Annotated in this window: 21 protein-coding genes; 18 read left to right on the top strand and 3 right to left on the bottom strand. The window is 66.6% G+C overall.

Annotated features, from left to right (window positions below):
• Nucleotides 1-305: 305 nt before the first annotated feature.
• The gene (locus G453_RS26920) at nt 306-3,563 is read right to left on the bottom strand and encodes a PAS domain S-box protein (RefSeq protein WP_169725272.1); all 3,258 of its coding nucleotides are present in this window, start codon (nt 3,561-3,563) and stop codon (nt 306-308) included.
• Between the two features lie 303 nt (nt 3,564-3,866).
• Here G453_RS26920 and G453_RS21755 point away from each other — a divergent pair, with 303 nt between their 5' ends.
• The 4 genes from G453_RS21755 (at nt 3,867) to G453_RS0101570 (ending at nt 7,796) form a co-directional block, all read left to right on the top strand.
• Complete coding sequence (locus G453_RS21755; RefSeq protein ID WP_051271393.1) at nt 3,867-6,359, top strand: mechanosensitive ion channel family protein; 2,493 nt, start codon at nt 3,867-3,869, stop codon at nt 6,357-6,359.
• Between the two features lie 163 nt (nt 6,360-6,522).
• Nucleotides 6,523-7,119 (top strand): RNA polymerase sigma factor, encoded by a 597-nt coding sequence (locus tag G453_RS21760; protein WP_051271396.1) that lies wholly within the window; start codon nt 6,523-6,525, stop codon nt 7,117-7,119.
• On the top strand, nt 7,116-7,394 hold the full coding sequence (locus tag G453_RS0101565) for a hypothetical protein (protein ID WP_043643913.1): 279 nt from the start codon (nt 7,116-7,118) through the stop codon (nt 7,392-7,394). The genes G453_RS21760 and G453_RS0101565 overlap by 4 nt, the downstream gene beginning before the upstream one ends.
• A gap of 15 nt (nt 7,395-7,409) precedes the next feature.
• Nucleotides 7,410-7,796: a hypothetical protein gene (locus G453_RS0101570; RefSeq protein WP_027189622.1), complete on the top strand. Its 387-nt coding sequence runs from the start codon at nt 7,410-7,412 to the stop codon at nt 7,794-7,796.
• A gap of 56 nt (nt 7,797-7,852) precedes the next feature.
• Here the strand turns inward: G453_RS0101570 and G453_RS27680 are convergent, their stop codons facing one another.
• Nucleotides 7,853-8,008, bottom strand: a complete 156-nt coding sequence (locus G453_RS27680) for a hypothetical protein (protein ID WP_156920751.1) — start codon at nt 8,006-8,008, stop codon at nt 7,853-7,855.
• Here G453_RS27680 and G453_RS0101575 point away from each other — a divergent pair.
• The 12 genes from G453_RS0101575 (at nt 8,007) to G453_RS0101635 (ending at nt 17,616) form a co-directional block, all read left to right on the top strand.
• Complete coding sequence (locus G453_RS0101575; protein ID WP_027189623.1) at nt 8,007-8,900, top strand: hypothetical protein; 894 nt, start codon at nt 8,007-8,009, stop codon at nt 8,898-8,900. The two genes, G453_RS27680 and G453_RS0101575, sit on opposite strands and share 2 nt — an antisense overlap.
• A gap of 10 nt (nt 8,901-8,910) precedes the next feature.
• Nucleotides 8,911-9,771 carry a hypothetical protein gene (locus G453_RS0101580; RefSeq protein WP_027189624.1) on the top strand — a complete coding sequence of 287 codons (861 nt, stop codon included), beginning with the start codon at nt 8,911-8,913 and terminating at the stop codon, nt 9,769-9,771.
• Complete coding sequence (locus tag G453_RS25865) at nt 9,768-10,595, top strand: hypothetical protein (protein ID WP_027189625.1); 828 nt, start codon at nt 9,768-9,770, stop codon at nt 10,593-10,595. The genes G453_RS0101580 and G453_RS25865 overlap by 4 nt, the downstream gene beginning before the upstream one ends.
• Before the next feature lie 141 nt (nt 10,596-10,736).
• Nucleotides 10,737-11,480: a phage tail protein gene (locus G453_RS0101590; RefSeq protein ID WP_027189626.1), complete on the top strand. Its 744-nt coding sequence runs from the start codon at nt 10,737-10,739 to the stop codon at nt 11,478-11,480.
• A gap of 4 nt (nt 11,481-11,484) precedes the next feature.
• Nucleotides 11,485-12,012 (top strand): phage tail assembly chaperone, encoded by a 528-nt coding sequence (locus tag G453_RS25870; RefSeq protein ID WP_051271399.1) that lies wholly within the window; start codon nt 11,485-11,487, stop codon nt 12,010-12,012.
• 4 nt (nt 12,013-12,016) lie between these two features.
• Nucleotides 12,017-12,349 (top strand): hypothetical protein, encoded by a 333-nt coding sequence (locus G453_RS0101605; protein ID WP_027189627.1) that lies wholly within the window; start codon nt 12,017-12,019, stop codon nt 12,347-12,349.
• The gene (locus tag G453_RS0101610) at nt 12,346-13,146 is read left to right on the top strand and encodes a hypothetical protein (protein WP_027189628.1); all 801 of its coding nucleotides are present in this window, start codon (nt 12,346-12,348) and stop codon (nt 13,144-13,146) included. The genes G453_RS0101605 and G453_RS0101610 overlap by 4 nt, the downstream gene beginning before the upstream one ends.
• 9 nt (nt 13,147-13,155) lie before the next feature.
• Nucleotides 13,156-13,551 (top strand): hypothetical protein, encoded by a 396-nt coding sequence (locus G453_RS0101615; protein WP_027189629.1) that lies wholly within the window; start codon nt 13,156-13,158, stop codon nt 13,549-13,551.
• A gap of 9 nt (nt 13,552-13,560) precedes the next feature.
• Nucleotides 13,561-14,766 carry a hypothetical protein gene (locus tag G453_RS27685; protein WP_027189630.1) on the top strand — a complete coding sequence of 402 codons (1,206 nt, stop codon included), beginning with the start codon at nt 13,561-13,563 and terminating at the stop codon, nt 14,764-14,766.
• Nucleotides 14,654-15,961, top strand: a complete 1,308-nt coding sequence (locus tag G453_RS0101625) for a hypothetical protein (protein WP_156920752.1) — start codon at nt 14,654-14,656, stop codon at nt 15,959-15,961. Before G453_RS27685 ends, G453_RS0101625 begins: the two co-directional genes overlap by 113 nt.
• Before the next feature lies 1 nt (nt 15,962).
• Nucleotides 15,963-17,090: a hypothetical protein gene (locus G453_RS0101630; protein WP_027189632.1), complete on the top strand. Its 1,128-nt coding sequence runs from the start codon at nt 15,963-15,965 to the stop codon at nt 17,088-17,090.
• Nucleotides 17,091-17,094: 4 nt separating this feature from the next.
• Nucleotides 17,095-17,616 (top strand): hypothetical protein, encoded by a 522-nt coding sequence (locus G453_RS0101635; RefSeq protein ID WP_027189633.1) that lies wholly within the window; start codon nt 17,095-17,097, stop codon nt 17,614-17,616.
• Nucleotides 17,617-17,703: 87 nt separating this feature from the next.
• On the opposite strand, the gene lhgO is transcribed toward G453_RS0101635, so the two are convergent.
• Nucleotides 17,704-18,918: an L-2-hydroxyglutarate oxidase gene (gene lhgO / locus G453_RS0101640; protein WP_027189634.1), complete on the bottom strand. Its 1,215-nt coding sequence runs from the start codon at nt 18,916-18,918 to the stop codon at nt 17,704-17,706.
• Nucleotides 18,919-19,005: 87 nt separating this feature from the next.
• Here lhgO and G453_RS0101645 point away from each other — a divergent pair, with 87 nt between their 5' ends.
• Both G453_RS0101645 and G453_RS25875 read left to right on the top strand, forming a co-directional pair.
• Entirely contained in the window at nt 19,006-22,665 is a 3,660-nt protein-coding gene (locus G453_RS0101645) for a DUF748 domain-containing protein (protein WP_169725273.1), read from the top strand.
• Between the two features lie 209 nt (nt 22,666-22,874).
• Nucleotides 22,875-25,766, top strand: coding sequence for an ATP-binding protein (locus G453_RS25875; RefSeq protein WP_051271401.1), 2,892 nt, complete (start codon nt 22,875-22,877; stop codon nt 25,764-25,766).
• Nucleotides 25,767-25,800: the final 34 nt, after the last annotated feature.

The following is a 25,800-nucleotide window of genomic DNA, read 5'->3' on the forward strand; positions in this document are numbered from 1 at the left end:
GAGGCTTTGGCGAGCGGATAATGCAGCGAGGCGGAAAATGCGCCGGGGCAAAGGTGTGGCAAAATGTGTGGCGTGGCGCCACACATGTGTGGCGTGCGCCACAGGTGCGCCACGGTGACATGCGGCACAGGGGAGCCCGTGGCGCAAGGGCCGGATGAAATGTCCCGAGGATTCGGGATGTTGGCTTGAAGAAAGGCGGAGGCGTCAAACCGGGGCAGGCCGGGATGCGGGCTGGGGCGCGGCTGCGCCATGAACGGGTAGTCCTCAGCCGGGTCAGGGCGAGGGCGGAGCGCTGGCGTGGCGCGCTACTGCACGCCGTGCTTTTCCATGTTGCGGTACAGGGTGCGCCGGTCCACGCCCAGAAGCCGCGCCGCCTTGGCCCGGTTGTTGGCCGAGCGCTCCAGGGCGTCCAGCAGGTCCTCGCGGGTCAGGCCGCCCTGCTGGATGTGGCCCCGTGGCGAGAGCGCCCTGTGTGCGGGCTGTTCCGGGCTCTCGTGGGGGGAGGGGCCGTTGGCCAGCTCGTGGGGCAGGTGCGCGGCCTGGATCTCCCCGCCGGGGCAGAGGATGCAGGCGTGCTCCAGGGCGTAGCGCAGCTCGCGCACGTTGCCGGGCCAGCGGTAAGTCATGAAGATGCGCATGACCTCCTCGCCCACCTTGGCGATATGCTTGCCGAAGCTGGCCCGGAAAAGCCCCAGGAAGTGCTCGCACAGGAGCGGGATGTCCTCGGTGCGCTCGCGAAGCGGGGGCAGGTGGATCACCATGACCTTGAGGCGGTAGTACAGGTCCTCGCGAAACAGCCCCTGGCGGATCTTGTCCTGCATATCGGCGTTGGTGGCCGCGATGACGCGCACGTTGGCCCGGCGGGTCTTGGAGTCGCCCACGCGCTCGTACTCCTTGCGCTCCAGCACGCGCAGGAGGTTCAGCTGGATGCGCGGGGAGATGTCGCCGATTTCGTCCAGGAAGATGGTGCCTCCCTCGGCGGCTTCGAAGCGGCCCACCTTGTCGCGGATGGCCCCGGTGAAGGCTCCGCGCACATGCCCGAACAGCTCGCTCTCCAGGAGCGATTCGGACAAAGCCGAACAGTTCACCTTGATGAGCGGGCCTTTGGCGCGCGGCCCGCCGTAGTGCAGTGCCTCGGCCACCAGCTCCTTGCCGGTGCCGGACTCGCCCGTGACCAGCACGGTGGACTCCACTTCGGAGAGCTGGTCCAGCACGGCGTAGATGGAGCGCATCACCTTGGATTTTCCGATCAGGCCCCGGTGGCCGTGCAGGTCGGTGAGGCGTTTTTCCAGGTCGGCCAGGCGGGTGATGTCGCGGATGACCAGCACCGCGCCCACGAAGTTGTTCTCCGGGTCCAGGAGGGGCGAGGAGTTTATGACCACGGTCTGGCCGGGGCGGTTGCCCTTGCACTCCACCCGGTATTCCAGCACCGGCTCGCGGGTCTTGAGCGTGGTGGAGATCACCTCGAAGCAGGCGCGCTTGCAGTGGCCGCCCACCAGGTGCAGGTGCTTGCCGTGGGTGGTCTCGCCGCCGATGCAGCACAGCTCGGACAGGGCGCGGTTGGTCTGAATGACCTCCATGTCGGTGTCCACCACGATGATGGCGTCCGGGATGGAGCGGAACACCGCCTCCATGTTCAGGCGCAGGCGCTCCTTCTCGTCCATGACCTTTTTCAGCGCGCGCTCCGAGAGCACCCGCTCGGTGATGTCGCGCCCAACGGATTGGTATTCCACCAGCCGGCCCTGCTGGTCGAACAGGGCGTGGTCGTTGCGGGCCAGCCAGCGCTCTTCGCCGCCGGGCACGGCCAGCCGGTACTCGATGGCACCCACGGGGCTTTGCGGGGTGAGCGATTCCAGGTGGCGGGTGAGGCGCTCGCCCTCTTCCGGGGCCAGCTCCTCCGCGAAGACCGCGCCCACCAGCTCTTCCTTGCTCTTGCCGAAGTAGCGGGCCACGGCGGCGTTGGCGAAGGTGATGGTGCCGCCGGGACGGAAGCGCCAGACCAGCTCGGTCTGGTCTTCCACGATGGCGCGGTAGCGGGCCTCGCTGGATTCCAGGGCCTCCTTGATGAGGCGGCGCGCCGTGACGTCGGTCAGGTAGCCCACGATCTCGGCGGGGCGGCCGTATTCGTCCAGCACCAGGCGGAACTGGTCGCGTATCCAGCGGGTGAGGCCCTGGGCGTTGGTGAAGCGGTACTCGCGGGTGCCCTGGCCCATGGCCAGCTGCAGGCGCAGCTCCGCCTCCATGATGGGCGCGTCGTCGGCGTTCAGGCGCGACAGCCAGAAGCGCGGGTTGCTGAGGAAGTCCTGGGGGCTGAAGCCGGTCAGGTCCTCCACGTTGTCTGAGATGAAGGTCAGGTCCAGGTCGCCCACGGGGCGGCGCGAGTAGATCACCGCCGGGGAGCTGGTCATGAGCGTCTTGAGGCGGGCCTTGGTGCGGGCGAGATTGGCCTCGGCCTCCTTGCGCTCGGTGATGTCCTGCACCATGGGCAGGTAGTAGATGGGTTTGCCGGAGGCGTCGCGCACCAGGGCCGCCGACAGGTGCACCCAGACCACGGCCCCGGTCTTGTGGATGTAGCGCTTGTCCAGCTCGTAGTGGTCTATCTCGCCGCTGCGCAGTTTGGCGGAGCGGGCCTGGGCGTCCTCCACGTCGTCGGGGTGGGTGAGCCGGATGATGTGGGTGCCGAGAAGCTCCTCCTCCTCGTAGCCGGTGAGGTTGCAGAAGGCCTCGTTGGCGCGCAGGAAGGTCCAGTCCAGGGAGAGCATGGCCGCCCCGATGGGGGACTGGTCGAAAGTGCGCCGGAACTTTTCCTCGGACTCGCGCAGCGACATTTCTATCTCGCGCACGGCTGATTCGGCCAGCTTGCGCTCGGTGATGTCGATGTTCAGGCCCTCAATATAGAGGAGCTCCCCGTTGTGGTCGCGAACCTGGCGCGCGCTGGTGTTGATCCAGCGGACGCCGCCGTCTTTTCGCCAGAAGCGCGTCTCGAAGCCGGTGATGCGCCCGTGGGCGGCCAGCTCGGTGATGAGGTGGTCGCGGTCGGCGGGGTCCACGTAGAGTTGGGAACGCAGGTCCGTGAGCGAGGCGATCATCTCTTCGGGGCTGTCGTACCCGAGAATCTCGGCCAGCGCCGGGTTCACGGCGATGAAGCGGCCATCCGGCGTGGACTGGAACACGCCCTCCACGGCGTTCTTGAAGAAGGACTTGTACTTGCGCTCGGCCTGCTTGAGGGGGGTCAGGTCCGTGAAGGTCAGGATGCTCAGCTGGGCGCTGGGCGTGGTGAGCGGCTGGGCCGCGATGAGCACGGGCAGGCGGGCTCCGCCGGCTCCCTGGAGGGTGCGCTCCTGCGGGAGCAGGGGCTTCAGGAGGTCAAGCGGCTGGGCGCGGTCGGGCTCGCACAGGCACTCCAGGCCGTGGCACTCGCGCCCCACGATGTCGCCCTCGGCCCGCCCCAGAAGCTCCAGGGCCTTGGGGTTGGCGTGCACGATGACGTGGGTGGCGGCGTTCACCACCAGGATGCCCGCGTCGATGGCCTCGAGCAGGTCCAGACTATTGGTGAGGGACATGACGCAACCTCCGCGCCGCATTGGTTACGACGCCGGACGCGCCGTGGCAAGAGCCTTTGACATCCGGCGCGGCCTGAGTCACTTCTTCGGGTCATGAAGCATGCCGATTTATCTGGGAAAACCGCCGCGCTGGGGATCGCATGTGGCTGGAGGCGACCCTGGACGCCCGCAGCGTCGCCCCGGTGCTGCTGCCCCAGGGCGAATTCCCGCTGATACTGTCGGGGGCGTCGGGAACGACTTCTCCGTGCGCTTCACGCAACGGCCCGTTCCGCTTTTTGATTCGATAAAGGACTGGAGGTAGTCATGGCGCGTCTGCGTGTTCTCGCCCTGCTCGGGTTCGTCCTGCTGGCCGCAGGCTCGGCGCAGGCCCTCGCGGCCGATTCGCCCCTGGTCAATCCCGGCGTCCCGGCGTCCTCCCCTGACAGCCTGGCCTGGAGGGAGGTGCTCAAGGGCATCGACAGGGACCTGGACAGGCGGGCCGCCGAAGTGGCGGAAGTGCGCCGCGACATGCCCGCGCTCCTGGAGCAGGCCAAGGCCTATCTGGCCCGGATGGACAACCACCTGAGCCAGGTGCTCATCATCGGCGGCGTGGCGGGCCGGACCCCCTGGGCCATGCGCAGCCTCCGGGCTCATTACCAGAGCATGGAGATCGCCCTGGAGCGCGAGGCGGGCATGCTGCGCCTGACCCGCGAGCACCTGGACAGGATCAAGCAGGAGAACGCCACGCTGCGCGAAATTAAGCGCAAAGGCCCCGAGAACGCTTACAACGACGCCACCGTGGCCGCCCTGGATGAACCCACGCGAAAGATGGCGGCCATCAAGTTGGAAGTGGACGACCTCAAGGCGAACATCGACGGAGTGCTCCAGATGTTCGCCGACCTGGAGGAGAACGTCCGCGAGGCCAACCGCGATTTTCTCGAAGACTACATCGACATATTCAAGGAGCATTTCTTCAGCACCAGCCGCCCCCCGCTGGACGTCTACGGCCTCAAGCTGCTGGAGAGCCGCGCCGTGGAATGGGCGGGGGACTTCCCCCGATTCATCGGCCCGGTCCTGGCCTGGACCAAATGGGCCGACTTGGCGATCGTGGGCCTGCCCGCCTGGCTGGTGGTCCTGTTCGGGGGGAGCTGGCTGGTCCGCCGCCTGGGCAGTACGGACTCGGGAGCGCTGATTGCCTGCGGGTCCGCACCGGAAAATCCTGATGCGGAGTCCGCCGCGACTGGCGATACTGACGAGTCGGTCCAGGCCGCGCCGCAGCACGCGCCCGACCCCGGAGCCCCGCCGCCGGACATCCTCAGGGCTGGCTGGGCCATGCTGTCATTTGGCGTGGTGTTCTTCGTGGTGTCCTGGTTTGTGCCTTTCACGGCCAACCACGTCCTGAACCTGCTGCTGGTCAGCGTGGCCGTGGCGGGCGGCGCGCTGCTGGTGCGCCGCCGCCTGGAGCCGGGGCTTTTGGACTTCTTCCTGCTTATTTACTGCCTGGGAACGTTGCTGGACATCCTGGGCACTCCGGCGGAGGTGATCTGCGTGGCCTGGATTCCGGTGATGGCCTTGGCCGCCTGGAACCGCTGGCGCAACGGCTGCCGCAGGGCGGCCTGGGTCTTCGGCGCGCTCGGGGGCATATCCCTTTTGGGGATGGGGCCCCAGGCGGTGGTGCTGTCACAGGCTTGGTTCCTCATGCACCTGACCAGGGGGACGGTGCGCGCCATGCGGGCGTCCATGGCTGGAAGGGGCGCGGCCTGGCTGCGCTACGGGTACCCTCTGGCGGTAACGATCCTGTCCGTAGCCTACCTGGCCTGGCTCCTGATGTTCATGGGCGGGCCGGGGTTCGTGGACTACGTGTTCACGCTGGAGCTGGCCCTGGGGCCTGCGAAGCTGTCCCTGGACGCGATTGCGGCCATGGTCGTCCTGTTCTTCGCGGCCAGGCTGGGCCTGGTCTGGCTGGGGATATCCCTGGAGAGGGCCAGCTACGACGGCAGGAAGCTGGACCCTGCCCTCTCGCACACCCTGTCCACGCTGGCCTCGTACGCGGTCTGGCTCAGCTACCTGCTGGCCGCCCTGCACATCCTGGGGGTGCCGCTCACCGGCCTGACCTGGATCGCCTCCGGCCTCTCGGTGGGCGTGGGCTTCGGCCTGAAGGACATCATCAGCAACTTCATGTCCGGTCTCATCATCCTGTTCGGCGGGTCCATCAAGAAGGGCGACGTGGTCCAGACCGGCAAGACCCTTGGCGAGGTCACGGCGGTGTCCGTGCGCAACACCACCGTGCGCACCATGGACAACTCCATGGTCATCATCCCCAACTCCAGCTTCCTCAAGGGCGAGATCATCAACTGGAGCTACCAGGACAAGCGCATCCGCCTGACCATCCCCGTGAGCGTGGCCCCCGGCACCAAGGTCAAGAAGGTGCGCAAGATCCTCTTGGGCGTGGCCGGGAAGCACGAGAGGGTGCTGAAGGATCCGGCCCCGTCCGTGTTCATGCGCCAATTCGGCAGGATGGGCCTGGATTTCGAACTCTACGTCTGGATCGAGGATTTCCGCGACAAGTTCACGGTGGAGTCCGACCTGGCTTCCGCCATCGACCAGCAGCTCCAGGAGAACAAGATCACCGTGGCCTTCCAGGGCGTGAAGGTGAAGTACAAGCCCAAAGGCACCGAGGAGGCCCAGCGCGAGGCGGCCCGCGAGGCCCTGCGCGAGAAGCGCCGCACCGTGTTCGCCATGGTGCGCCCCCTGCGTCAGGTGCACATGCGGGCCAAATGGGGCGTGCCCGTGAAGATCGTCCCGCCTGCCGAGTAGGGCGCGGGTCTCAGGCTCACGCTTCGCGGTGTGCGGTTTTGCCCGATTTCGACCGGGCTCGCCGCGCGGCGCGGATGGCGCTTTTAAAAAAAAATCCGCTCTATTCTTCCGGGGCCTGTAACCGAAACGGCCCCAAGTCACGACCTCCCAATCGGAGGCACATGTGGGCACGACCCGCTCTGACGACGCGCAGGCCGTGCGGCGCGTCCTGGCTGGCGACACGGACGCGTTCGAGGTGCTGGTGCGCGCGCATCAGGAGCATCTGTTTCGGCTGTTGTCGCGCCATCTGCCCCATGCCGAGGTGGCCGAGGCCGCCCAGGAGGCGCTCCTGGACGCCTACCAGAGCCTCGCCAAGCTGCGCGATCCCGAGCGGTTCAAGTCCTGGCTGTCGGCCATTGCGCTGCGGCGCTCCGCCGACTTCTGGCGGGAGAAATCCCGGCGCGCCGAACACGGCGTGGACTTCTCCAGCCCCGAGGACATGGCCTGGCTGGAAGATGCGATGCAGGAGGACTCCTCCAGCCGTTTCGAGGAGCTCACCCGCCGCCAGGAGGCCTCCCGGCTGGTGGAAGCCCTGATGGAGGGCCTCTCGCCCGAGGACCGCATCGCCGTGGAGCTTTTTTACGCCGAGGAATACGGCGTTGCCGAGATAGCCGAGATGCTGGGATGGGGCGAATCGAAGGTGAAGGTGCGCCTGCACCGCGCCCGCAAGAAAATGGCCCGCAAGTACGAGAGCGTGCACGGGCGGGGAGAGAAACCATGAACGGGACTATGGACAGGATTTGCGCCGGGGTGGTGGCCGCCAGGGGGCAGGTTGCCGTGCCGCCGGGTTTTGCCGGACGGGTGATGGCCCACGTGCGCGAGCGGGCAGAGGCCGCGCTGGATGGCTGGTTCATGAGCCGGGTGGCCATGCCGCTCATGGCCGGAGGCGGGGTCGCCTCGCTCGGGTTCGGGCTGGCCTGGATGTGGCTGTGGCAGGCAGGCGCGCTGACCGAGGCATCCTTCCTGCTGACCGGCGACCTGCTGGCCGGATTTTAAGACGGAGGCGACGCCATGAACAAACGCAAGCTCATCCTGGCTGGCATCGGCATCTTTCTGGCCGGAGTCCTGGCCGGAGGCGCGGGCATGGGCTTGTTCGCCAAGCTCAGGCTGGCTCCCCTGACGCGCATGGACAAGGTCGGGCCTTCCGGGTTTTTCATGGAACGCATGGATTCCGCGCTCAAGCTGTCGCCCGGCCAGCGCGAGGCCATCCGCCCCATCATCGAGGACGTGCTGGCCAAGGTGCGCGAGGTGCGCGAGCCCTGCATGCCCGCCGAGCAAAAGGCCCTGAGCGAGGGCGCGGTCCGCATCAGGGAGCACCTGGACCCCGAGCAGCAGGAGAAGTTCACTCGTTTCATCGAAAAGGCCATGGAGCGCCGCAAGCGTCTTCTGGGCCACTAGTGCAGCGTCCCTGAAGATCATGTTGATGGTTTTCAGCGATAAAAACCAATGTGGGACTAGTATCCTCGAATCAAAGAACCATTTGTTTTAAGGACGCCACACAAGAAGGCCGCGTCGGCTTCGCTGGAGATATCAAAGCTGGATTTGACGGACGCCTGATTTTTCGTCACCATCGCCGAAAGATCAAATCCTCGAATCTGGCGGTCGTTCATGCCTCATCTTCCCGTTTTCTCCACCATCGGCCAGGGCATGGCCCTGTTCGGCCTGAACATAGGCAGGCTGATGAAGTGGGGAGTGATCCCCACGCTCCTCAGCCTCGCCGCCCTCGGTGCGGCCCTGGGCCTCGGGCTCCTGATGCAACCGGATGAGCAGGGCGGCGTGCCCTGGTGGTGGGCCGGATTCATTCCGGCGGTATTTTTCTCCATCCTCGCCTGGGTTCCCTACGGCATGCGCATCAACCAGTTGGCCGTGACCGGACGGGTGGAGCCGGGCGGCTACGTGGGGATGATGTTCACCCAGGCCGCCCTGTGGTACTTCGCCTACGGACTGCTGGTGGGGCTCATCCAGCTGGGCGGGGCGCTCATATCCGCCATACCCGTGATCCTGGTGCTGATGAACAAGGGACAGGCCGGGGCGGATGCGCGCGTGGCCCTGGCGGGGCTTGCGACCATGGCCCTGCTGCTGGTGTTTTTCATCATGACCTCGCCCCTCAATCTGATCTATGCGGCGGCTTCCGTGGAGCGCGAGCCCTCCCTGGGCAAGGCCTACAACCTGGGCGCGCACAGCAAGCTGCGCCTTTTCTTCTGCGTGGTGCTCACGGGGCTGCTGTTTGGCATTCTGCAGCAAGGCGTGGAGTGGATCGCCTCGTCGATCGGCGGCAGGTTCTCGGAGCACGGCAAGCTGCTCTTCGCCCCGGTGCTGGTCCTGGTGTGGTTCTTCAGCTATGTGACCGCCGCTGCGGTGCCCGCCGTGGCCTACCGCATCCTCTCCGGCCTGCCGGACCCCCGCGAACCCGCCGTGGACGGCCAACCTCTTACGGTCCGGGAGCCTGAGCCCGCTTCCCCGGAGCCCGCGCCCGGACGGACCGGTGACGACGGACAATAAGGAGTTTGCAATGCAGTCGGGCGAACAGGCTCCCTGGCGGTTTTCGCCCATTGATGTGGTGGCGGAGAGCGTGGCCTTCGTGGCCGCCCATCTTCCGCTCATCGCAACATGGTCCGCAGCGCCTCTGCTGTACGGGCTGGCCTTCCAGTTTTTCCTGCCGTCAGGCGGAGGCGAGGGGCGCACGGTGCTCCTGCCCGCGCTGCTGCTCATGGCCTTCATCCTGCTGTGGATCCGGGTCCCCATGGAGCTGCGCCTGTACCGCAAGCTCTTGTTGGACGAATCTCCGAAACATTTCTACGGATTGCAGCTTATCGACGGGCGCAGCTGGCGCTACGTCTGGGCGTATCTGCGCGTGATCGGTCTGTTCCTGGCCACCTTCGGGCCGGGCGTGCTCATGGTCGCCTCGCTGGCCGCACCGCTGCTCAAGGGCAGCCTAGCCCAGGGGGAATCCCCGGACCAGTTGACCTCGCTTGTTTCCGTGGCGGGGGCGTTCCTGCTCCTGGGCGTCCTGTACGTGATGCTCGCGCCCAGGGTGATCCTGCTGTTCCCCGACGTGGCCATGGGGGGGCAGGGCAGGCTGTTCGGGCCTGGAGCCTTGGGCGAGCTCGGCAAGGCGGCCCGTTGGCGCATGGTGGCCGTGATGGCCATGATCTGGGCTCCGGAACATACCCTGAACCTGCTCGGCTACATTGGCGGCGACTGGGAGGCCTGGAAGGAAATCTCGCAGATGTGGTGGTTCTCCCTGTTCATGTACCTGCTGGGCTTCGCCACCATGATCGTTTCAGTTGTGGCGGGCGGGGTGATGTACCGGCGGCTGCGCGCGGGCATCCCGGCCATGTCGCGCGTGGAGACGCGCGAAGAGGACGAGTGAGCCACACCCAGCGGACCCTCCCGGTGTTCGGTGTGGTCGCCGAGGCGCTGACCCTGGCGGCGCGCCACACCGGAAAACTCCTGCTGTGGGTGTCGCCCCTGGCCCTGACCGGGCTCGCGGCGGTGGGGCTTCTGGCCATTGGGCCTGAGTCCGCTGCGCTGTCCCTGGCCGTCCAGGCCGGATTCGCCCTGGTGCTGGTGGTGTACTGGTCAGCGTTCTCGGTGCGGGTGCACCGCCTGATCCTGCTGCCAACCTCCGGCCCGAACTCTGCCCCAGGCTCCAGGCCGGACGATGGCCCGAATTCAGGTCCGGGCGACGGCCTGGGTGATGAACGCTCGCGGGACCTGCCGGGCAGCGTCCGCCGGAGCGTCGGGGGCCTTCTGCTGCTGGGCCTGCTGGCCGTGCTGCCCACGGTCTGCGGCCTGTACCTGGGCGGGCTCATCATGGACGCCGGGTTGCCGGGTCTTCTGGGACCCATCGCGGCCTTCACCGTGCCGTATTTCGGGCTTCTGGCCTTGCTTGGCAAGCGCCAGCTTCTTTACCTCACGGACATCTCGCTCAACGGGCACGCCTCCTGGAAGGACGCCACGGCCATGGGCCGGGGGTTCGGCTTGCGTCTGGCCGGGGTGAACATGGTCTCCGGCCTGTTCATCCTGGGAGTGAGCGTGTTCTCCGGGTGGATGATCGGCAACTCCTTCGTCAACGCCCCGCAGGGGCTGCTGGAATTTCTGACCATCGTGGTGGGCCTTCCCGCCCAGCTCGGCTTCTTCGCCTGCCTTCAGGCCGCCTGTTATGGGCGGCTTCGTCTTCCTTCCGCTTCCTGATCCACTCCGTCTGCGCCTCTCCCCGACCACCCTTGGCCTGATTATTTTCGATTTTTTTCATCTATTTTCCCACATAGCGCTATGTGGGGTGAAATCAATCGGTCTCTGCGTATTGTTACGCGCACCTGGCAAGGAGAGACCATGGCCTATACACGTTCGACAGTCATCGATGCAACGCCCTCGGGGGATTCGGTCAAGCAGGCGGTCCTGGACCTGGACGCCGACCTGACCGGAGCCTTCAACGGGCTCAACCAGCTTCAGGCCGCCCTGGCCCTGAAGATCAACCAGTCCGAGTTCGACCAGCCCGGGGGCGTTCCCCGCCTGGACAGCTCGGGCAAAATCCTCACGACCCAGCTGCCCGGCACCGGAGCCGACATGCCTCTGGGCATGATCGCCGCTTTCGGCCTGGAGACGCTGCCCGCCGACGCCAACTGGCTGGAGTGCAACGGCGCGGAGCTGCTGATTGCCGATTACCAGGCCCTCTACGGGGTCATCGGCAACGCCTTTGGTCTGGGAAACGCGGGTTACTTCAAGCTGCCGGATCTTCGCGGCGAGTTCCTTCGCGGCTGGGACCACGGACGCGGCAGGGACCCCGACGCCGCCGCGCGCACGCGTGGCGACCACGTGGGCTCCACACAGAACGACATCATCGAGAAGCACATGCACCCCATCGGCGGGGCCGTGGGCACCGGGGGCGGAGGGACCGGCGTGGTGGACTGCCAAGCCTGGGATAACAGCTTCTACAATTACTACACGGCCGACTTCAACCACGCCACGGACAAGAACCTCGGCTCCCTGGACGACTACTCCCAGACCGCGCCCGCGCGCGGCTCCGAGACTCGTCCGGTGAACACCGCAGTCATGTACTGCATCAAATGGAGATAATGTTGTGATCTTATATTGTTTCGACGAATCAGGGGGCTACACCGGCCCCGTTTCCCCGGCCCTGTCCCCGGCCCGGCCTTTCGTGAACGGCCAGCCCAACTACCTGCGCCCGGCCCGCACCACGGATCAGGCTCCTCCCCAGGCCGACTCCCACCAGGTTCCCGTGTTCGACGGCGCGTCCTGGAGCCTGGTCGAAGACCATCGGGGCACGGTGGTCTTCGACACGTCCACCCGCGAACCCCGAACCGTGAAGAGCCTTGGGCCGCTGCCCGAAGGCTGCGTGCCGGACGCGCCCCCCTCGGCGCTGCACGTCTGGTCCGGCGGGCAGTGGCGCGAGGACGAAGCCCTGCTCCTGGCGGCCGCCCGCCGCGAGCGCAACGCCCGCATCGCCGCCTGCGACTGGACCCAGCTGCCCGACGCACCCTTCAGCGCCACCCGCAAGCTGGCCTGGGCCGAGTACCGCCAGGCCCTGCGCGATTATCCTTCCGGCTGGACCAAGGCCAAACCCTGGCCCCAGCCCCCGCAGGAGTAAGCCCATGGCCTACAGATACGACCTCAAGATCGACCAGGGCGCGACCCTGGTCCTGGAAATCGAGTGCCACAACGACCTGGGCCAGCCCATGGACCTGACCGGATACACGGCCCAGGCCCAGGTGCGCTACCGCCACTCGGACGCGGGTCCGGCGGCTGTGTTCAGCGCCACGCTGAACGAAACGCCGGGGCTGGTGTCCCTGAGCCTGGGCGCGGCCCAGACAGCCGCCCTGGCCAAGCCTTTCGGCGTCTGGGACTGCGAACTGACCGGCCCCGGCGGCGTGGTGCAGCGACTGGCCGAGGGCAAGGTCTCCATCTCCCCGGAGGTGACCAGATGAGCGTCTCCGTGAAGAGGATCGTGCTCAGGACCCCTGCGGCAGTGGGCAGCCTGGGGCAGTTCAGCGCCCTGGACCGCTGCCGCGACTACGCAGCAGACACCGCCGACGCCCTGCTGGCCGCCCAGGCCTCCCAGACCCTGGCCCAGGGGGCGGCCAACGTGGCCGTGGCCGCCAGGGACGTGGCTCTGGCCGCAGCCGGGGGCGTGAAGGTTACGGCTGCCGATGCGGTCATCTCCGATCTGGACACCAGTCTCAGCGTGGCCGCCCCCCTGGAGAAGAGCGTGCTCTCGCCGGGCGGCGACGAACGGCTGCGCCTGAGTGTCTCCGAGATGGCCCCCGCCGGGCCGGAGCAGAGCGGCGCGCCGGGCGTGGTCCCGGCTCCCCAGGCCGGGGACGACCGCAAGTACCTGCGCGGCGACGCCACCTGGCAGACCCTGGACCGGAACACCGTGGGCATGGCCAACGTGGAGGACACCTGGACCCTGCTTCCGGGCGAGGTCTCCATGGTTTCGGCAACCCAGGCCGCTCTGCCTGGAGACTGTCTGGCCCTGGCGTTGCCGGGCGGCTCACCCGGACGGGCCGTCAGGCCGGATGAGCCGCAGGGCGCGACCGGGTTCGTGGCAGCCGCCGTGTACGACGCGGCCAACACCCGCACCCTGATCACCGTGGAAGGCTTCGCCTTCACGCCCCAGTGCACCCGGCTCCAGCTCGGGCAGGACCCCAGGAACGCGCCCTCGGCCTCGTCGGCCGGGTCCGACCTGTACCTGGCAAATATCTTTAACTATCTTAGCTACTAGGAGAATATCATGGCTTCTCATCCCGCATTTCCTTCCACGCCTCCGATTTCGGCTGGCGTCACGATCACCAGCGCCGACAACGGTGCCTGGAAACAGATTGTCGGCTCTCCCGCTGACGGCTCCGGCGTGCTGGTCGGGCGGCTGCGCGCCGTCAGCGACGACACGGCGGGCGTAAGCCTCGTCGCCGCCCGCAACATCGGCGGAACCTACTACCGCATCGGCTGCGTCACCGTGCCTGCAGGCGCGGGCAACAGCGCGGGCGTGGCCTGGAAGGACCTCCTGGCAGACCTGAACCTGGGCGAATCCCTGGCCCTGGCTCCGTCCGAGGGACTGTACGTCATGCCCGTGACCAACGTCACCGCAGCCAAAACCCTCTGGCTGCACCTTGAAGGTGCGCCTCTCTAGGAGGACGGCATGAGTCTGTATTCATACAAACAAAACGGGACCGGGGCCGTGCAGCCCTGGTCCCAGGCCGTCACCCTGGCCGAGGCAGGCAAAGGCTGCGACGGATTGTTCGGCCTCTACGACTCGCTGGGCGACAAAACCCTGGTGGGGGCGAACACCATCTCGACGCTGCTCGACGGCCCGGAGAAGGTCGTGCGCTACGGGGCGCTGACGCTGGGCGACGGGACGACCCCGACCAGCCTCACGGCGGCGAACCGTTGCAAGGGGCTTGTCATTCTGTGCGACTCGCTGACGGTGAAGGCCAACGCCACGCTGCACATGACCGGAAAGGGACCGAAACTCTGGGTCAGTGACGATCCGTTATTTCCGCTGGCCGACTTCAGGATCCCAAACCAAGTTGTCTTGCTCTCGGATAAGATGTCCTTGGGCCAGGCGTTCTCTGTCATCAAAGGCGAGGGGCTTGCCCTTTGGGATCAGGGGGTGTGGAGCCCTGTGTATCCTGGCCTTCTGGGCTTCACCCTGGCCATCGCCCAGGCAGGGGTTCTCGCCCTTGCCATGGCCGGGAATGGTGGGGCTGGAGCAATATACTCTCAATCCATCTACAACGTGAACAACACAGCCGTTGGCGTGGTGGGGGGGGCCGGCACTCAGGGGTGTTGTGGTGGCGGTGGCAGTGGCGGATCATATGCTGTAAACCCCGACGCCCGCAGCGCATGTGGACGTCCAGGTTCCATCTATACCGGCGGAGGTGGCGGCGGTGGCGGCATGGGCAACAATCACCCTTACCTCGCCACGCCCAATAACTTCGTGCCTAACTTCCCTTGCTACTCCTATGGTCTTGGCGCGTACTCAACGAACCCGTCCTGGCCCGTAGGTGGTGGTGCTGGCACTCCCTTCGGGGCCGGGGTTTATGGGGGTGGCGATGGAGGCAATGGCGTAGGCGGTCGGCTGATTGTCATCTGCCGCAGCGCTGTCACCGTCCAGTCAGGCGGAAAGATCGAGGCTAATGGAATGCCGGGCGGTTCTTCGACGTATTGTGGCGGTGGCGGGTCTGGCGGCGGCGCTGTCTTCCTCATTGCTCCCACGGCCGGAAGTCTTGCCAATGCAGGAACAATCCAGGCTGCCGGTGGCGCTGGTGGGGTTGCGAACCCAGTTGGCGGCGCAGGCGGGGCAGGCTCCGTGGTCACGAAAACCTTCAGCGACATGGGGTGGTAGCATGAGCCTGTACTCATTGAAGGCATCGCAAGGCGGCATGCAGCCCTGGTCGGAGATGTTGTCTTTTGGCGGGAACATTCGCGACTTTTATGAGTCCCATGGCGACGTGGTGATATCAACACCCACGCAGATTTTTACGTTGCTGGACGGCCCAGAGCGGGTGGTGCGCTACGGAGCACTCACGGTGTCCTCTACGCTTACCGCCTCGCAGCGCTGCAAGGGCCTGACCATCATCTGCGACTCGCTCACGGTACAAAACGGCGGAAACATCCATATGACCGCGAAGGGGCCGAAGGTCGTAAGCAATGACGATCTGTTTTTTCCTTTCAGCGATTACAGGATTCCCGACCAGATAATCCTCTCCTCCGGCCTCGTTTCCAAGAAACAGGCGCTGGAGGTCATCAAGGCCAAGGGACTTGTTCCTTGGGATCAGGGGACTTGGCAGCCGGTTTGTTCCTTGCTGTACGGGTTCAATCTCTCCATCTCACAACCAGGACAGACTATATTGGCGCAGGCTGCCGGATGCGGAAGCGGTTCGGCTCAGCAGGTGTATAATACGTACGCCAACGGGGCGACCGGCGTGGCCGGAGTGAACGGAGGGTGCGGCTCCGGGGGACATGGCGGGCTCCAAGCGAGAACCGACGTGTCCGGGTACTACGCATCACACGGAAAACCTGGAGCGGGAAACCCCTACGGGGGCGGCAACGGGTCAAGTGGACTGTCGGCCGGGAATGGATACGGAAACGTCAGTGACGACATATCCGTCCCGGCCTCCTGGCTGTTGTACTCCTGGAAGGTTCCCGCCGCCACGGGGGCAGGCGCAGGTGGTGCCGGGGTGAATCCCGCCACGCAGACCACAGCGCCTTGGGGCGGTTCGCTGCCCGGAGCAGGAGGCGACGGTGTCGGCGGCAGGCTCACCATCATTTGTTTCGGGTCGGTGAACGTCCATAGCGGTGGGAAGATCGAGTCAAACGGGATGCCCGGCGGAGCGGCATCGGGCACAACCTACGGCACCGGCGGTGGTGGATCCGGCGGCGGGTGTGTCGTGGTCATCACCCCGACAGCGGGGCATTATGCCAACGCGGGCACTGTTCAGGCCGCGGGGGGTGCAGGCGGCGTTGGGCCATACGGCAGCGGCGGCGCAGGCGGCGCTGGCTCCGTTGTCACGAAAACCTTCGCACAGATGGGGTGGTAGCATGAGCCTGTACTCTTTGAAGGCATCGCAAGGCAGCATGCAGCCCTGGATCAACACCCTCGCCGTGGGCAAGGGCATCTTCGATTATTACGACACGCTTGGAGACGTGACATCCATGTCTGCGATGAGTGTCCCCTCCTTCCTCGACGGACCTGGGACCGTTGTCCGGTACAACAACCTCACCCTGTCCCACCTTCTCACGACAACGAATCGTTGCCGGTCTTTGACCGTCCTTGTGGACGGCAGCCTGACCATAAATTCCGGGGGAGGGATAAGCATGACAGCTCGTGGTGCGCGGGGACATGCAGGCTTTGGACTGTATGATATCTACATCCCGAGTGAAATGACGCTGTCTTCCAAGGTGATTTCCCTGGATGATGCGCTGACGTACGTCAGAAATAACGGCATCGATGTCGCTGATCGCTGGTTCTGGGATGAGTGGTCGAAGTACGCTGGCGTATCCGCTGCGTTCAGTCAGGGCACGGCGCTTGCGCTGATGCACGCTTCCGGCTGCGGCGCATCATTGGGCTTCGCGTCGATCCAGTCGGTCACCTCCGGCTCGACTGGCGTCGCAGGCGTCAACGGTGGAACCGGGTCAGGGGGCCGGGGCGGGATATACGCGCCTGGGAGCCATCTCCACTACGTTGGCAAAACCGGTGCGGGGTCGCCCTGGGGTGGCGGCGCAGGCCAGGGTGGGGGGTACTCGATGACCAACGCGGCTCACTTCCCAGACCGCAGCCCCTCTGGAGACGCAGGAGGGGATGGCTCCACGGATAACCGGGGGGCGTCTGGCGGCGGCGCCGGGAACCCTGGCGGCGTCGGCCAGTATGGGGGCAGCAATGGCGGCGACGGCTCAGGTGGCGTCCTCAAGGTCATTGTGAAGGGATCGGTCACGATCAATTCTGGCGGCGTCGTCCAGGCGGACGGCATGCCTGGTGGCAGTGGGGGCTTTGCCGCAGGAGGAAGCTCTGGCGGTGGGCATGTCTCGCTGATCTACGGCGGAGCACTGGTGAACAACGGAACCATCCGTGCCAGCGGTGGGGCGTCGGCATCCTCTGCTGGCGCTGCAGGCGGCGCTGGCGGCGCAGGCTCCGTGGTAACGAAAACATTCACACAAATGGGATGGTAGAATAATGAATATCGTTCTTCTTCACAGCGCGCAGGTGGAAGCCTCGCGCGCCATCGTCTCGGAACTCGGCGGCGAGCCCGCCGGAAACGACGCAACCATAACCCACGAGGGGCGAGAGGTGCGCGTCATCTCCAAGCACGCCCTGGCCGTGGCCGCGTGTCCGAACTTCAGCGCCTATCCGGCCATCGTGGTCCAGGACGGCGAGACCGTGCGGGTGAAGTCTCCCGTGGAATCCTGGGCCGAGTGCCTGGACTTCGCGGACAATCCGCCGCAGCCCGAGCCGCCGGTCCCGGCCCGGAAGATCGAGCACACCAAGCTTGAATTCCTGGCCCTGTTCACCGACGAGGAGAAAATCAGCCTCAAGGCCCTGGAGGGCACAGACCCCACCGTGGCCCTGTTCTGGGAGGAGTATCGCACGGCGGATTCCATCCGCCTGGACGACCCGCGCACCATCCGGGCCGTGGAGTACCTGGCCGCCCAGGGCTACATCCCGGCGGAGCGCAAGGCCGCAATCCTGGGGCAGTAACGAGGCGAGGGCAAAGCCGCGCGCCAGAGCGAACCGGCCCGGCCCGCACCTGCGGACCGGGCCGGTTTTTGCGTCTCAGGGCTCGCGCTAACCGGCGAGCTCCGCGACCTTGTCCGCGAGCACGGGGGCCAGGGCCGTGGAGCTTGTGAAGGCTGGCGAGATGGCGTTCAGCACGTGCAGCTCGCTATCCCCTGCCTCGCTCAGGAAATCCATGACCAGGGCGTTCTTTTCCAGGTCCACCAATTGCGGGCGGATGCCCGCCTTGGGGCTTGGCAGCACGTCCTCGGGAGTGATCCCGTCCAGCAGCCTGGCAGCGTCCGCGAAGAAGTGCCGGAACAGGTACTTGCGCGGCTCGCTCAGGGCGACGCTGCGGAAGGTGGGGTTGGTGGCGAAGAGCACGGCGTCGCGCCAGAGAATCTCCGGGGCCTCGGCGTCCAGGCCGCGCAGCACGCCGTAGTTCTCGCGCCCGAAGGCCGGAATGGCCGTGGGGCCGATGTACACGTCGCCGCTTACCGAGCGTGTGAAGTGAATCCCCAGAAACGGCGTGGCCGGGTCCGGCACGGGGTAGATGCTGCCCCGCACCAGATGCGCCGCCTCGGGCCGCAGCTTGCGGTAGATGCCCTTGAAGGGGACCAGCACGTAGCGTTTGCCGCAGCCGAAGGCGTGGGCCAGGCGGTCGGCGTGGGCTCCTGCCGCGTTGACCAGCACGGAGTATTCGACCGGCCCAGCGCTGGTGGACAGGGTGCGCGTCACGGCACTTCCGGACTGCTGGGCCGGGCCAATGGCCTGCACGCCGAAACGAAACTGCGCCCGGCCTCCGTCTTCCAGCTCCTGGCGCAGGCTGGCCAGGATGGCCTTGGGCTCCACCACAGCGGTCAGGGGCGAGTGGATGGCCTTGTCCACGGTGCGGGCCCGTGGTTCGATGGCGCGCAGCTCGCCCGCGTCGATAAGGCGCACCAGGGCTCCGGCGCTTTGGGCGCGTTCGAAAAGGGCCTGGAGGATGGGCAGCTCGGCGGGCGAGCGCGCCACGATCACCTTGCCGGATTCCAGTATGGGCAGGCCCCGCTCCAGGCAGTAGGCCCGCATGAGCCTGTTGCCCTCCAGGCAGGTGGCCGCCCTGGCGCTGCCGGGGGCGTAGTAGATGCCCGCGTGCAGCACTCCGGAATTTCGCCCCGAGGCGTGCCTGCCCGGAGCGTCCTCCTTGTCCAGAATGAGGACCCGCGCGCCCCTGCCGGTCAGCTCGCGGGCCAGAGTCAGGCCGACGATGCCCGCACCCGCGATGACGATGTCTGCATGCTTCATGCGTCAAGTATTCGTGTTTCGCGGGAAAACGCAAGACAGGGCCGAAGGGTATTCCCGCCAGGGGCCGGGCTGTGTTACGGCTCGGCCATGCCCTTGAAATCCAGGCGTGATCGCAAGCACAAGGCGGACTCGAAGCACAGGCCCACGTCCGGCCTGCGCCGGAAAACGCAAGCTTCAGGACGGCCTCCAGGAAGCGCCACGGGGGGCCTGCCTGACTGGCTGGCCGCGCACCACGCGATGCGTTCTGCCCTGCGCGCGCTGGGCGTAGCCCTGTTGGCTGCCTTCCACGGAGTCCTGCTCCTGTGGCTTGTCGGCTCGGTGCTTGCGCCGCAGGTGGCGGGCCGCTATCTCGCGCGGGAAGCTTCCACGGCGCTTGGCCGGGAGATCCGCCTGGAGTCCCTGCGGGTGAACCCTTTCACCCTGGAAATTGCCGCGACGAACCTGACGGTCCTGGACCGCGACGGCGGCGAGCTGGCCGGGTTCGCCCGCCTGGAGGTGAACGTCGGGCCGTCCATGCTCCTGGGCGGACGGTTCACGGTGCAACGCTTCCTGCTGGACAACCCCCGGCTGCGCCTCGCGCGCGACTCCACGGGCCGTCTGGACATCGCCGACCTGCTGCCCCAGGCCAAAGCGCCCGACCCTCAGGTCCAGGGTTCGGAAGACGTTTCCCCTCCGCCGCGCACCTTCGTGCTACTCCCGCCGGGCCTGCGTTTCTCCTTGACCGACGTGCGCATCGTGGGCGGATCGGTGTCCTTCGACGACGCCCTGACCGGCACCCGCCAGGAGCTCAAGGACCTGCACTTCTCCATCGAGGCCCTGACCAGCGAGCAGCCCGGCCTGCACGAGGTCTTCAGCAGCGGCGGCCTGCTGAATGAATCGAACCTGACCCTCACCGTGAAGGCGGATCTGACCGGGGAAAATCCCGAGGCCGAGGCCCGCCTGAGCCTGAAGGACGTGGTCTTCAGGCACTACACGCCCTACCTGCTGGCCCTGAAGCGGCCCCTGGACCTCACCGTTGGCGAGGTGGGCGTGTGGACCCGGCTGCGCTTTCCGGCCAGGGGGCAGGCTTGGGCGCTGCCCCGCGTCGAGGGCAACGCCAAGGTCTCCGGCGTGGGGCTGGGCGGCGGGGACGAGCGCGTGGCGGGCTTCGAGACCCTGGAGGTGCAGGGTGCCGGTCTGGACATGGAAACCGGCGCGGTGCGCGTGGAGCGCGTGGTGCTGGACGCGCCCCAGGTCCGCGTGACCCGCGACGAGGCGGGGATCATCGACCTGCTCTCTCTTCTGGAAATGAGCGGCGAAAAGGAAGGCCTCTCCGTCCGTACCGGGGTGGCCCCGGACGTGCAGGTAGGAGAGGCCGTCATTCGCGGCGGGCAGGCGCACCTGAAGGACGAGGGCCTGGAGCTGGCCCTGGCCCTGGAGGGCCTTACGGCCCGCCTGCAAAACCTCGACCTGAAATCTGGCACGTTCGGTTCGCTCCGGCTGGATACCGGAGGCGACCGCTTCAAGCGCCTGACTCTGGACGCCAAGGGCTCATATGCTCCGGTGAACCTGACGGTCGCTGGGTCCATGGAGGACGCGGACCTGTCGCGCCCCATGCCCACGCTCAAGCGCCTGCTGCCGCGCCTGGGGCTTGCCGGGATGGCCTCCTGGAAGGTCGCTGGCACCCTGTCCGACTCGGAAGGGCGTGTGCTTCCCCGGCTGAAGGCCGATCTGGAGGTGCGAAACCTCAAGGCTCTGGTCGAGGGTCAGGCCGAGCCGCTCCTGGCTGCCGGAGCCGTGCAGGTGTCCGGCGTGGAGCCGGATTTTACCGCCAACCGGGTGCGCGTCGCGCAGGTGTCGCTCTCAGGCGGCGGGGCGAGCCTCTCGCGCGGAGACAAGGGAGGGTTCGCGGCCCTGGCGGCGTTTGGGGGCCAGGCCCGGCCAGACAAGGACACGGGCACAGGCCCGCCCTGGAGCGCGACCATAGGCAGGACGCATCTCTCCGGCTTCGCCCTGGAGTACCGCGACGCCGTATCCGGCGCGCAGATCCTGGCGGACCTGGACGACCTGGCGCTCGGGGAGTTCACCCCTGGCCAGGACAAGCCGTTGACGCTTACGGCCAAGGGCAGCCTGAACAAGCAGGCCCCCTTCGACGTATCGGGGGAGGTCCGCCCTGGGGGGCCGTCGCTGGCCGTCAGGATCGCCGCCTCGCAGCTGCCCCTGGCGGAGCTCGCCCGTCTGGGCTCCGGGATGCCGGGAGACGCCGGGGCCTTGCTGTCCGGGCTGTCCGGGCAGGGCGCAATCACGGGGGAGCTGAAGGCCTCGCTCGGCAAGGACGGACTGGCCGGATCGTTCACGGGCGACGCCTCGCTTGTCGGCTTCAGGCTGTCGCGCCCCGGCCAGGACGCGCCGTGGGCCTCGCTTGCTGGTTTGTCGCTCACCGGGACCTCGGCGACGCTCTCCCCGCTGGCCCTGAAGGCCGCGAGCCTCACCCTGGATCAGCCGTATGTGAGCCTGACTTTGGACAAGAGCGGCAGGCCCGTGCCGCCCTGGAGCACGGCTATGCCGGGCGCTGCTGGCTCAACAGAAACCGGGGAAACTGGGGGAACTGGGGCGAGCGCGCCGGACACTTCCGGCAAGGGGGCGTTGTCCTACGCCCTGGACACGCTGGCCATACGCGGCGGAAAGCTGGACTTCACGGCCCAGGGCTTCGACCCTCCGCTCAATTCGCACCTCTCCGACGTGGACGTGACGCTCTCGGGCATGCACTCCGGCCAGCCCGCCAGACTGGCCGTGGCCATGACCGTGGGCCACTCCGGCAAGCTGAAGGCCGATGGGCAGGCAGGCTGGGTGTCGGACGCGCCCATGCTGGACCTCAAGGCCACGCTTGAAAACATGGAGCTGGGCGAGCTGTCCCAGGTGAGCCAGCAGCTTACGGGCTTCCCCCTCACGCGGGGCAGGCTCGGGCTCACGCTGGATTACAAGGCAGCCGGGAAGAAGCTCGACCTCAGGAACAAGATCGTGGTGGTGGGCATCCAGCTGGGCCGCAAGACCGCGCCTCCGGGCGGCAAGGACGTCCCCCTGGACCTGGCCGTGAGCCTCCTCTCCGACGCCAGGGGAGTCATCGACCTGGACATCCCCATCAAGGGCACAATGGATCAGGCCAAGGCCGACCTGAGCGACGTGATCTCCACGGCCATGGCCGGGGCGTTCGCCAGAATCCTGTTCTCGCCCCTGGCCTTCCTCAACGTCCAGGGCTCGGGACAGACGGCCCCCGTGGCCTTCGCGCCGGGTCTGGCCGATCTCTCGGCACAGGGGCAGAAGACCCTGTCCTCGCTGGCCTCGGCCATCACGGCCCGCCCGCGCCTGAGCCTGGAGATCATGGCCTATGTCGATCCTGCAGCCGAGGCGTCGGCCCTGGGCGCTGTCCTGGCCGCAAGGTCACAGGCGGCGAAAACCGCCGCCCAGGCTGCTCAGGCCGGGCAGGCCGGAGAACCAGGCAAGAACAAGCCTCCGGCCAAAAAGCCGCCTGCCCCGCAGGCGCAGTCGCCCGTTCCCGAGGCTTCGGGCCAGAGCGCGCCCGCGCAACCCACCCAGGCCGACTGGGCCGACCTCGCGCTTGCGCGCCAGAACGCGGTGCGCGAGTATCTGGTCACGCAGGCCAAATTCTCGCCGGAGCGCATCTTCCCCATCACCGGAGATTTCCGCAGCCCGCCCCAGCTTCAGGGGCAGCCCGGCCACAGGGCCGAGGTGCGGCTGCGCTACTGAGCCTAAAACGAATCCTTGCCGCCCGAAATATATCGGCCGAAGGGTTCTGAATCCCTTGTCAAGAGGGAATTCTCCAGGCTACTTGTTTCAACCATGGATACTATTCCAGCCGAGTATGATGATTCGGCAGCACGAGAGCTTCGGAAACGCGCGGAGGCATGCCTGTCGTCCGGCGTCCGCGCCATGATTTCTCCCGTGGTATATCTCCCATGACGTTCCAAGCCTCCTCCCACGGTGGAGATGGCCGCACCGTTTCGCTCCGGCTGGCCCTGACCCTGCCTTTCGTGGTGCTCATCCTGGTCAGCTGCGGCCTTATCGGCTGGTTTTCCCTGAACAACGGGCGCTTGGCCGTATTCGACGTGGCCGAACAACTTCGGGAGGAGGTGCTCAGGCGGGTCGAGGAGAATCTGGCCCGCTTCCTGGCCATTCCCCACGAGATTAATGCCGCCAACGCCCAGGCTCTGGCTTCGGGCGTGCTGGACATGGAAGACGCGGCCAACCGGCAGCGCTATTTTTACGGCGTGGTGTCCACGCACCCCATGATCGCCTATTCGTTCTTCGGGGCTCCCGACGGAGAGTTCAACGGGGCCAGATGGTCTCCCGCAGGCGACGTGGAGCTCATCCATGCGGGCCGCGACACCGGCGGCGCGTCCACCTACCACGCGGCCTCTCCCGTGGGCGTCCCGCTGGAGTTCCGGGCCGCGTTCAAGAATTTCGATCCCAGGGCCCGCCCCTGGTACAAGGCAGGCGTGCAGGCGGGCGGGCCGGTCTGGAGCGAAGTCTACCGGCATTTCGTGCTGAAGGACCTGACGCTTACCGCCTCCCTTCCGGTGTATGACGCCAAGGGCGCGCTGCTGGGCGTGTTCGGCGTGGACTACGCCCTGACCAACCTCCACCGCTTCCTTCAGGGCATCACCGTGGGGCGCACCGGCGAGGTGTTCCTGCTGGAGCGAAACGGCGACCTCCTGGCCGCCGCGTCCACGCCGCCCGCCGGATATCTGTTGGAACAAGACGGCGTATTCACCCGCGTCAAGGCCACCCAGTCCGGGCTGCCCAGGATCGCCGCCGCCACCCGAAGCCTGGAGGCCCAGCCTGGCGGGCTCGCGGGGATCAGCGAGGACCAGACCCTGGAGTTCGACATGGGCGGCCAGCCGCAGTTCCTCCAGGTTTCCTCCTTCAACGACGGACGCGGCATCGACTGGCTGGTGGTGGCCGTCGCGCCCCAGAGCGATTTCCTGGGCCGCATCGACGCCAACACCCGCCAGACCATGGCCATGATCGGGCTGGCCGTTCTGCTGGCCGCGATAGCGGGCGTGCTCATGGCCACAAGGCTGACCATACCCGTGGAGCGTCTGGCCCAGGCCACGCAGGGGCTTTCCAGGGGCCGCTGGGACCAGGACATTGCCATTCCCAAAACCCGCGAACTCAGGCGTCTGGCTTTGGCGTTCAAGGCCATGGCCGGGCAGCTCAAAACCTCCTTCGACCAGCTCGAGGCCACCAACGCGGTCATCGCGGAGCAGAACCGGACCCTGGAGCTGCGCGTGGAAAGCCGCACGGCGGAACTCAACCACCTGAACGAGCGCCTGCGTGCCATGTTCGAGGCCATCCCCGGCTTCATCCACGTCATCGACAAGGATTTCAACGTGGTGGACATTTGCGACAAGATGCTCAATGCCGTGAACCTCTCGCGCGAGCAGGTGTTGGGGCGCAAATGCCACGAGGTGTTCCACGGTCTGAGCACCATCTGCGGCCATTGCCCGCTCAATGATGAGGCGAACCGGCACAGGCCCGTGGCGGTGCCGCTTGAGCCTCTGGAAGGCAAGCCACCCTGGGATTCCATGATGGCCTACTCATCGCCCATCCTCGACTCCCAGGGCTCTGTCTGGGGCTACATCGAGTGCCTCATGGACGTGAGCGAGCTCAAGACAGCCAAGGAGCAGGCGGACGCCGCCAACAGGGCCAAGTCGCAATTCCTGGCCAACATGAGCCACGAGCTGAGGACCCCCATGAACGGCATCCTCGGGGTGCTGCAACTGCTCCAGTCCACACGCCTGGACGACGAGCAGACGGAATTCGTGGAAGCCGGGCTGGTGGCGCTGAAAAATCTGCTCAACCTGATAAACGACATCCTGGACCTCTCCAAGGTGGAGGCCGGGAAGCTGGACATCCTCGAGTCCCGGTTCGAGCTCAGGGAGCTGTGCGACTCCATGGCCAGCATCTTCAAGGACCAGTTCGACCGCAAGGGCGTGTCCCTGGCCTTCGACATCGAACCCGGCGTTCCGCAGGTCGTCCAGGCCGACGTCACCCGGCTCAGGCAGGTTCTCTTCAATCTGGTGGGCAACGCCATCAAGTTCACCGAAAAGGGCCGGGTAGACATCCGCATCAAGGCAGCCGGAGAGGAGCAGGGCAGGCTGAGGCTCCTGTTCTCGGTGTCCGACACGGGCATCGGCATTCCCGCCGACCGTCTCTCCGGCCTGTTCCAGCCCTTCGCGCAGATCGACGGCAGCCTCACGCGCAGGCACCAGGGCACCGGGCTCGGGCTGTCCATCGTCAAACGGCTGGTGGAGCTCATGGGCGGGACGGTTACCATTGAGAGTGAATTCGGACGCGGGGTAACCATCCGCTTCGACATCCTGGTGGGCGTGGCGCCGCAGCAGTCCGGGCCGTGGCTTTCGTCCCCGGAGCCGGTGCCTTCGGCTCCGTCCGGGCAGCGTCGCGCCCTGAAGATCCTGCTGGTGGAAGACGAGGCCATCAACAGGATGACCATGGCCCGCCTCCTGACCAAACGCGGGCATGAGGTGGTCACGGCGGAAAGCGGGGGAGCCGCCCTGGAGCTTCTGTCCAGGGACCGCTTCGACTGCGTCTTCATGGACATGCAGATGCCGGACATGGACGGCGTCGCCGTGACCAGGATGATCCGCTCGGCGGACGGCTCGTCCTTCGACCCGCACATCCACATCATTGCGCACACCGCCCACGCCATGGCGGGCGACAGGGAGAGGTTCCTCGAAGCCGGGCTGGACGGTTATCTCTCCAAGCCCGTGGAGGTGGAGGCCCTGGACAGGACGCTCGAGAAGGTCATGCAGGGCAGGAAGGCCTGACCGTACAGGATCATCCGCCCCGTTGCCGTCGGCC

Origin of the sequence: Fundidesulfovibrio putealis DSM 16056, from assembly GCF_000429325.1 — a bacterium.
Classification (GTDB): Bacteria; Desulfobacterota; Desulfovibrionia; order Desulfovibrionales; family Desulfovibrionaceae; genus Fundidesulfovibrio; species Fundidesulfovibrio putealis.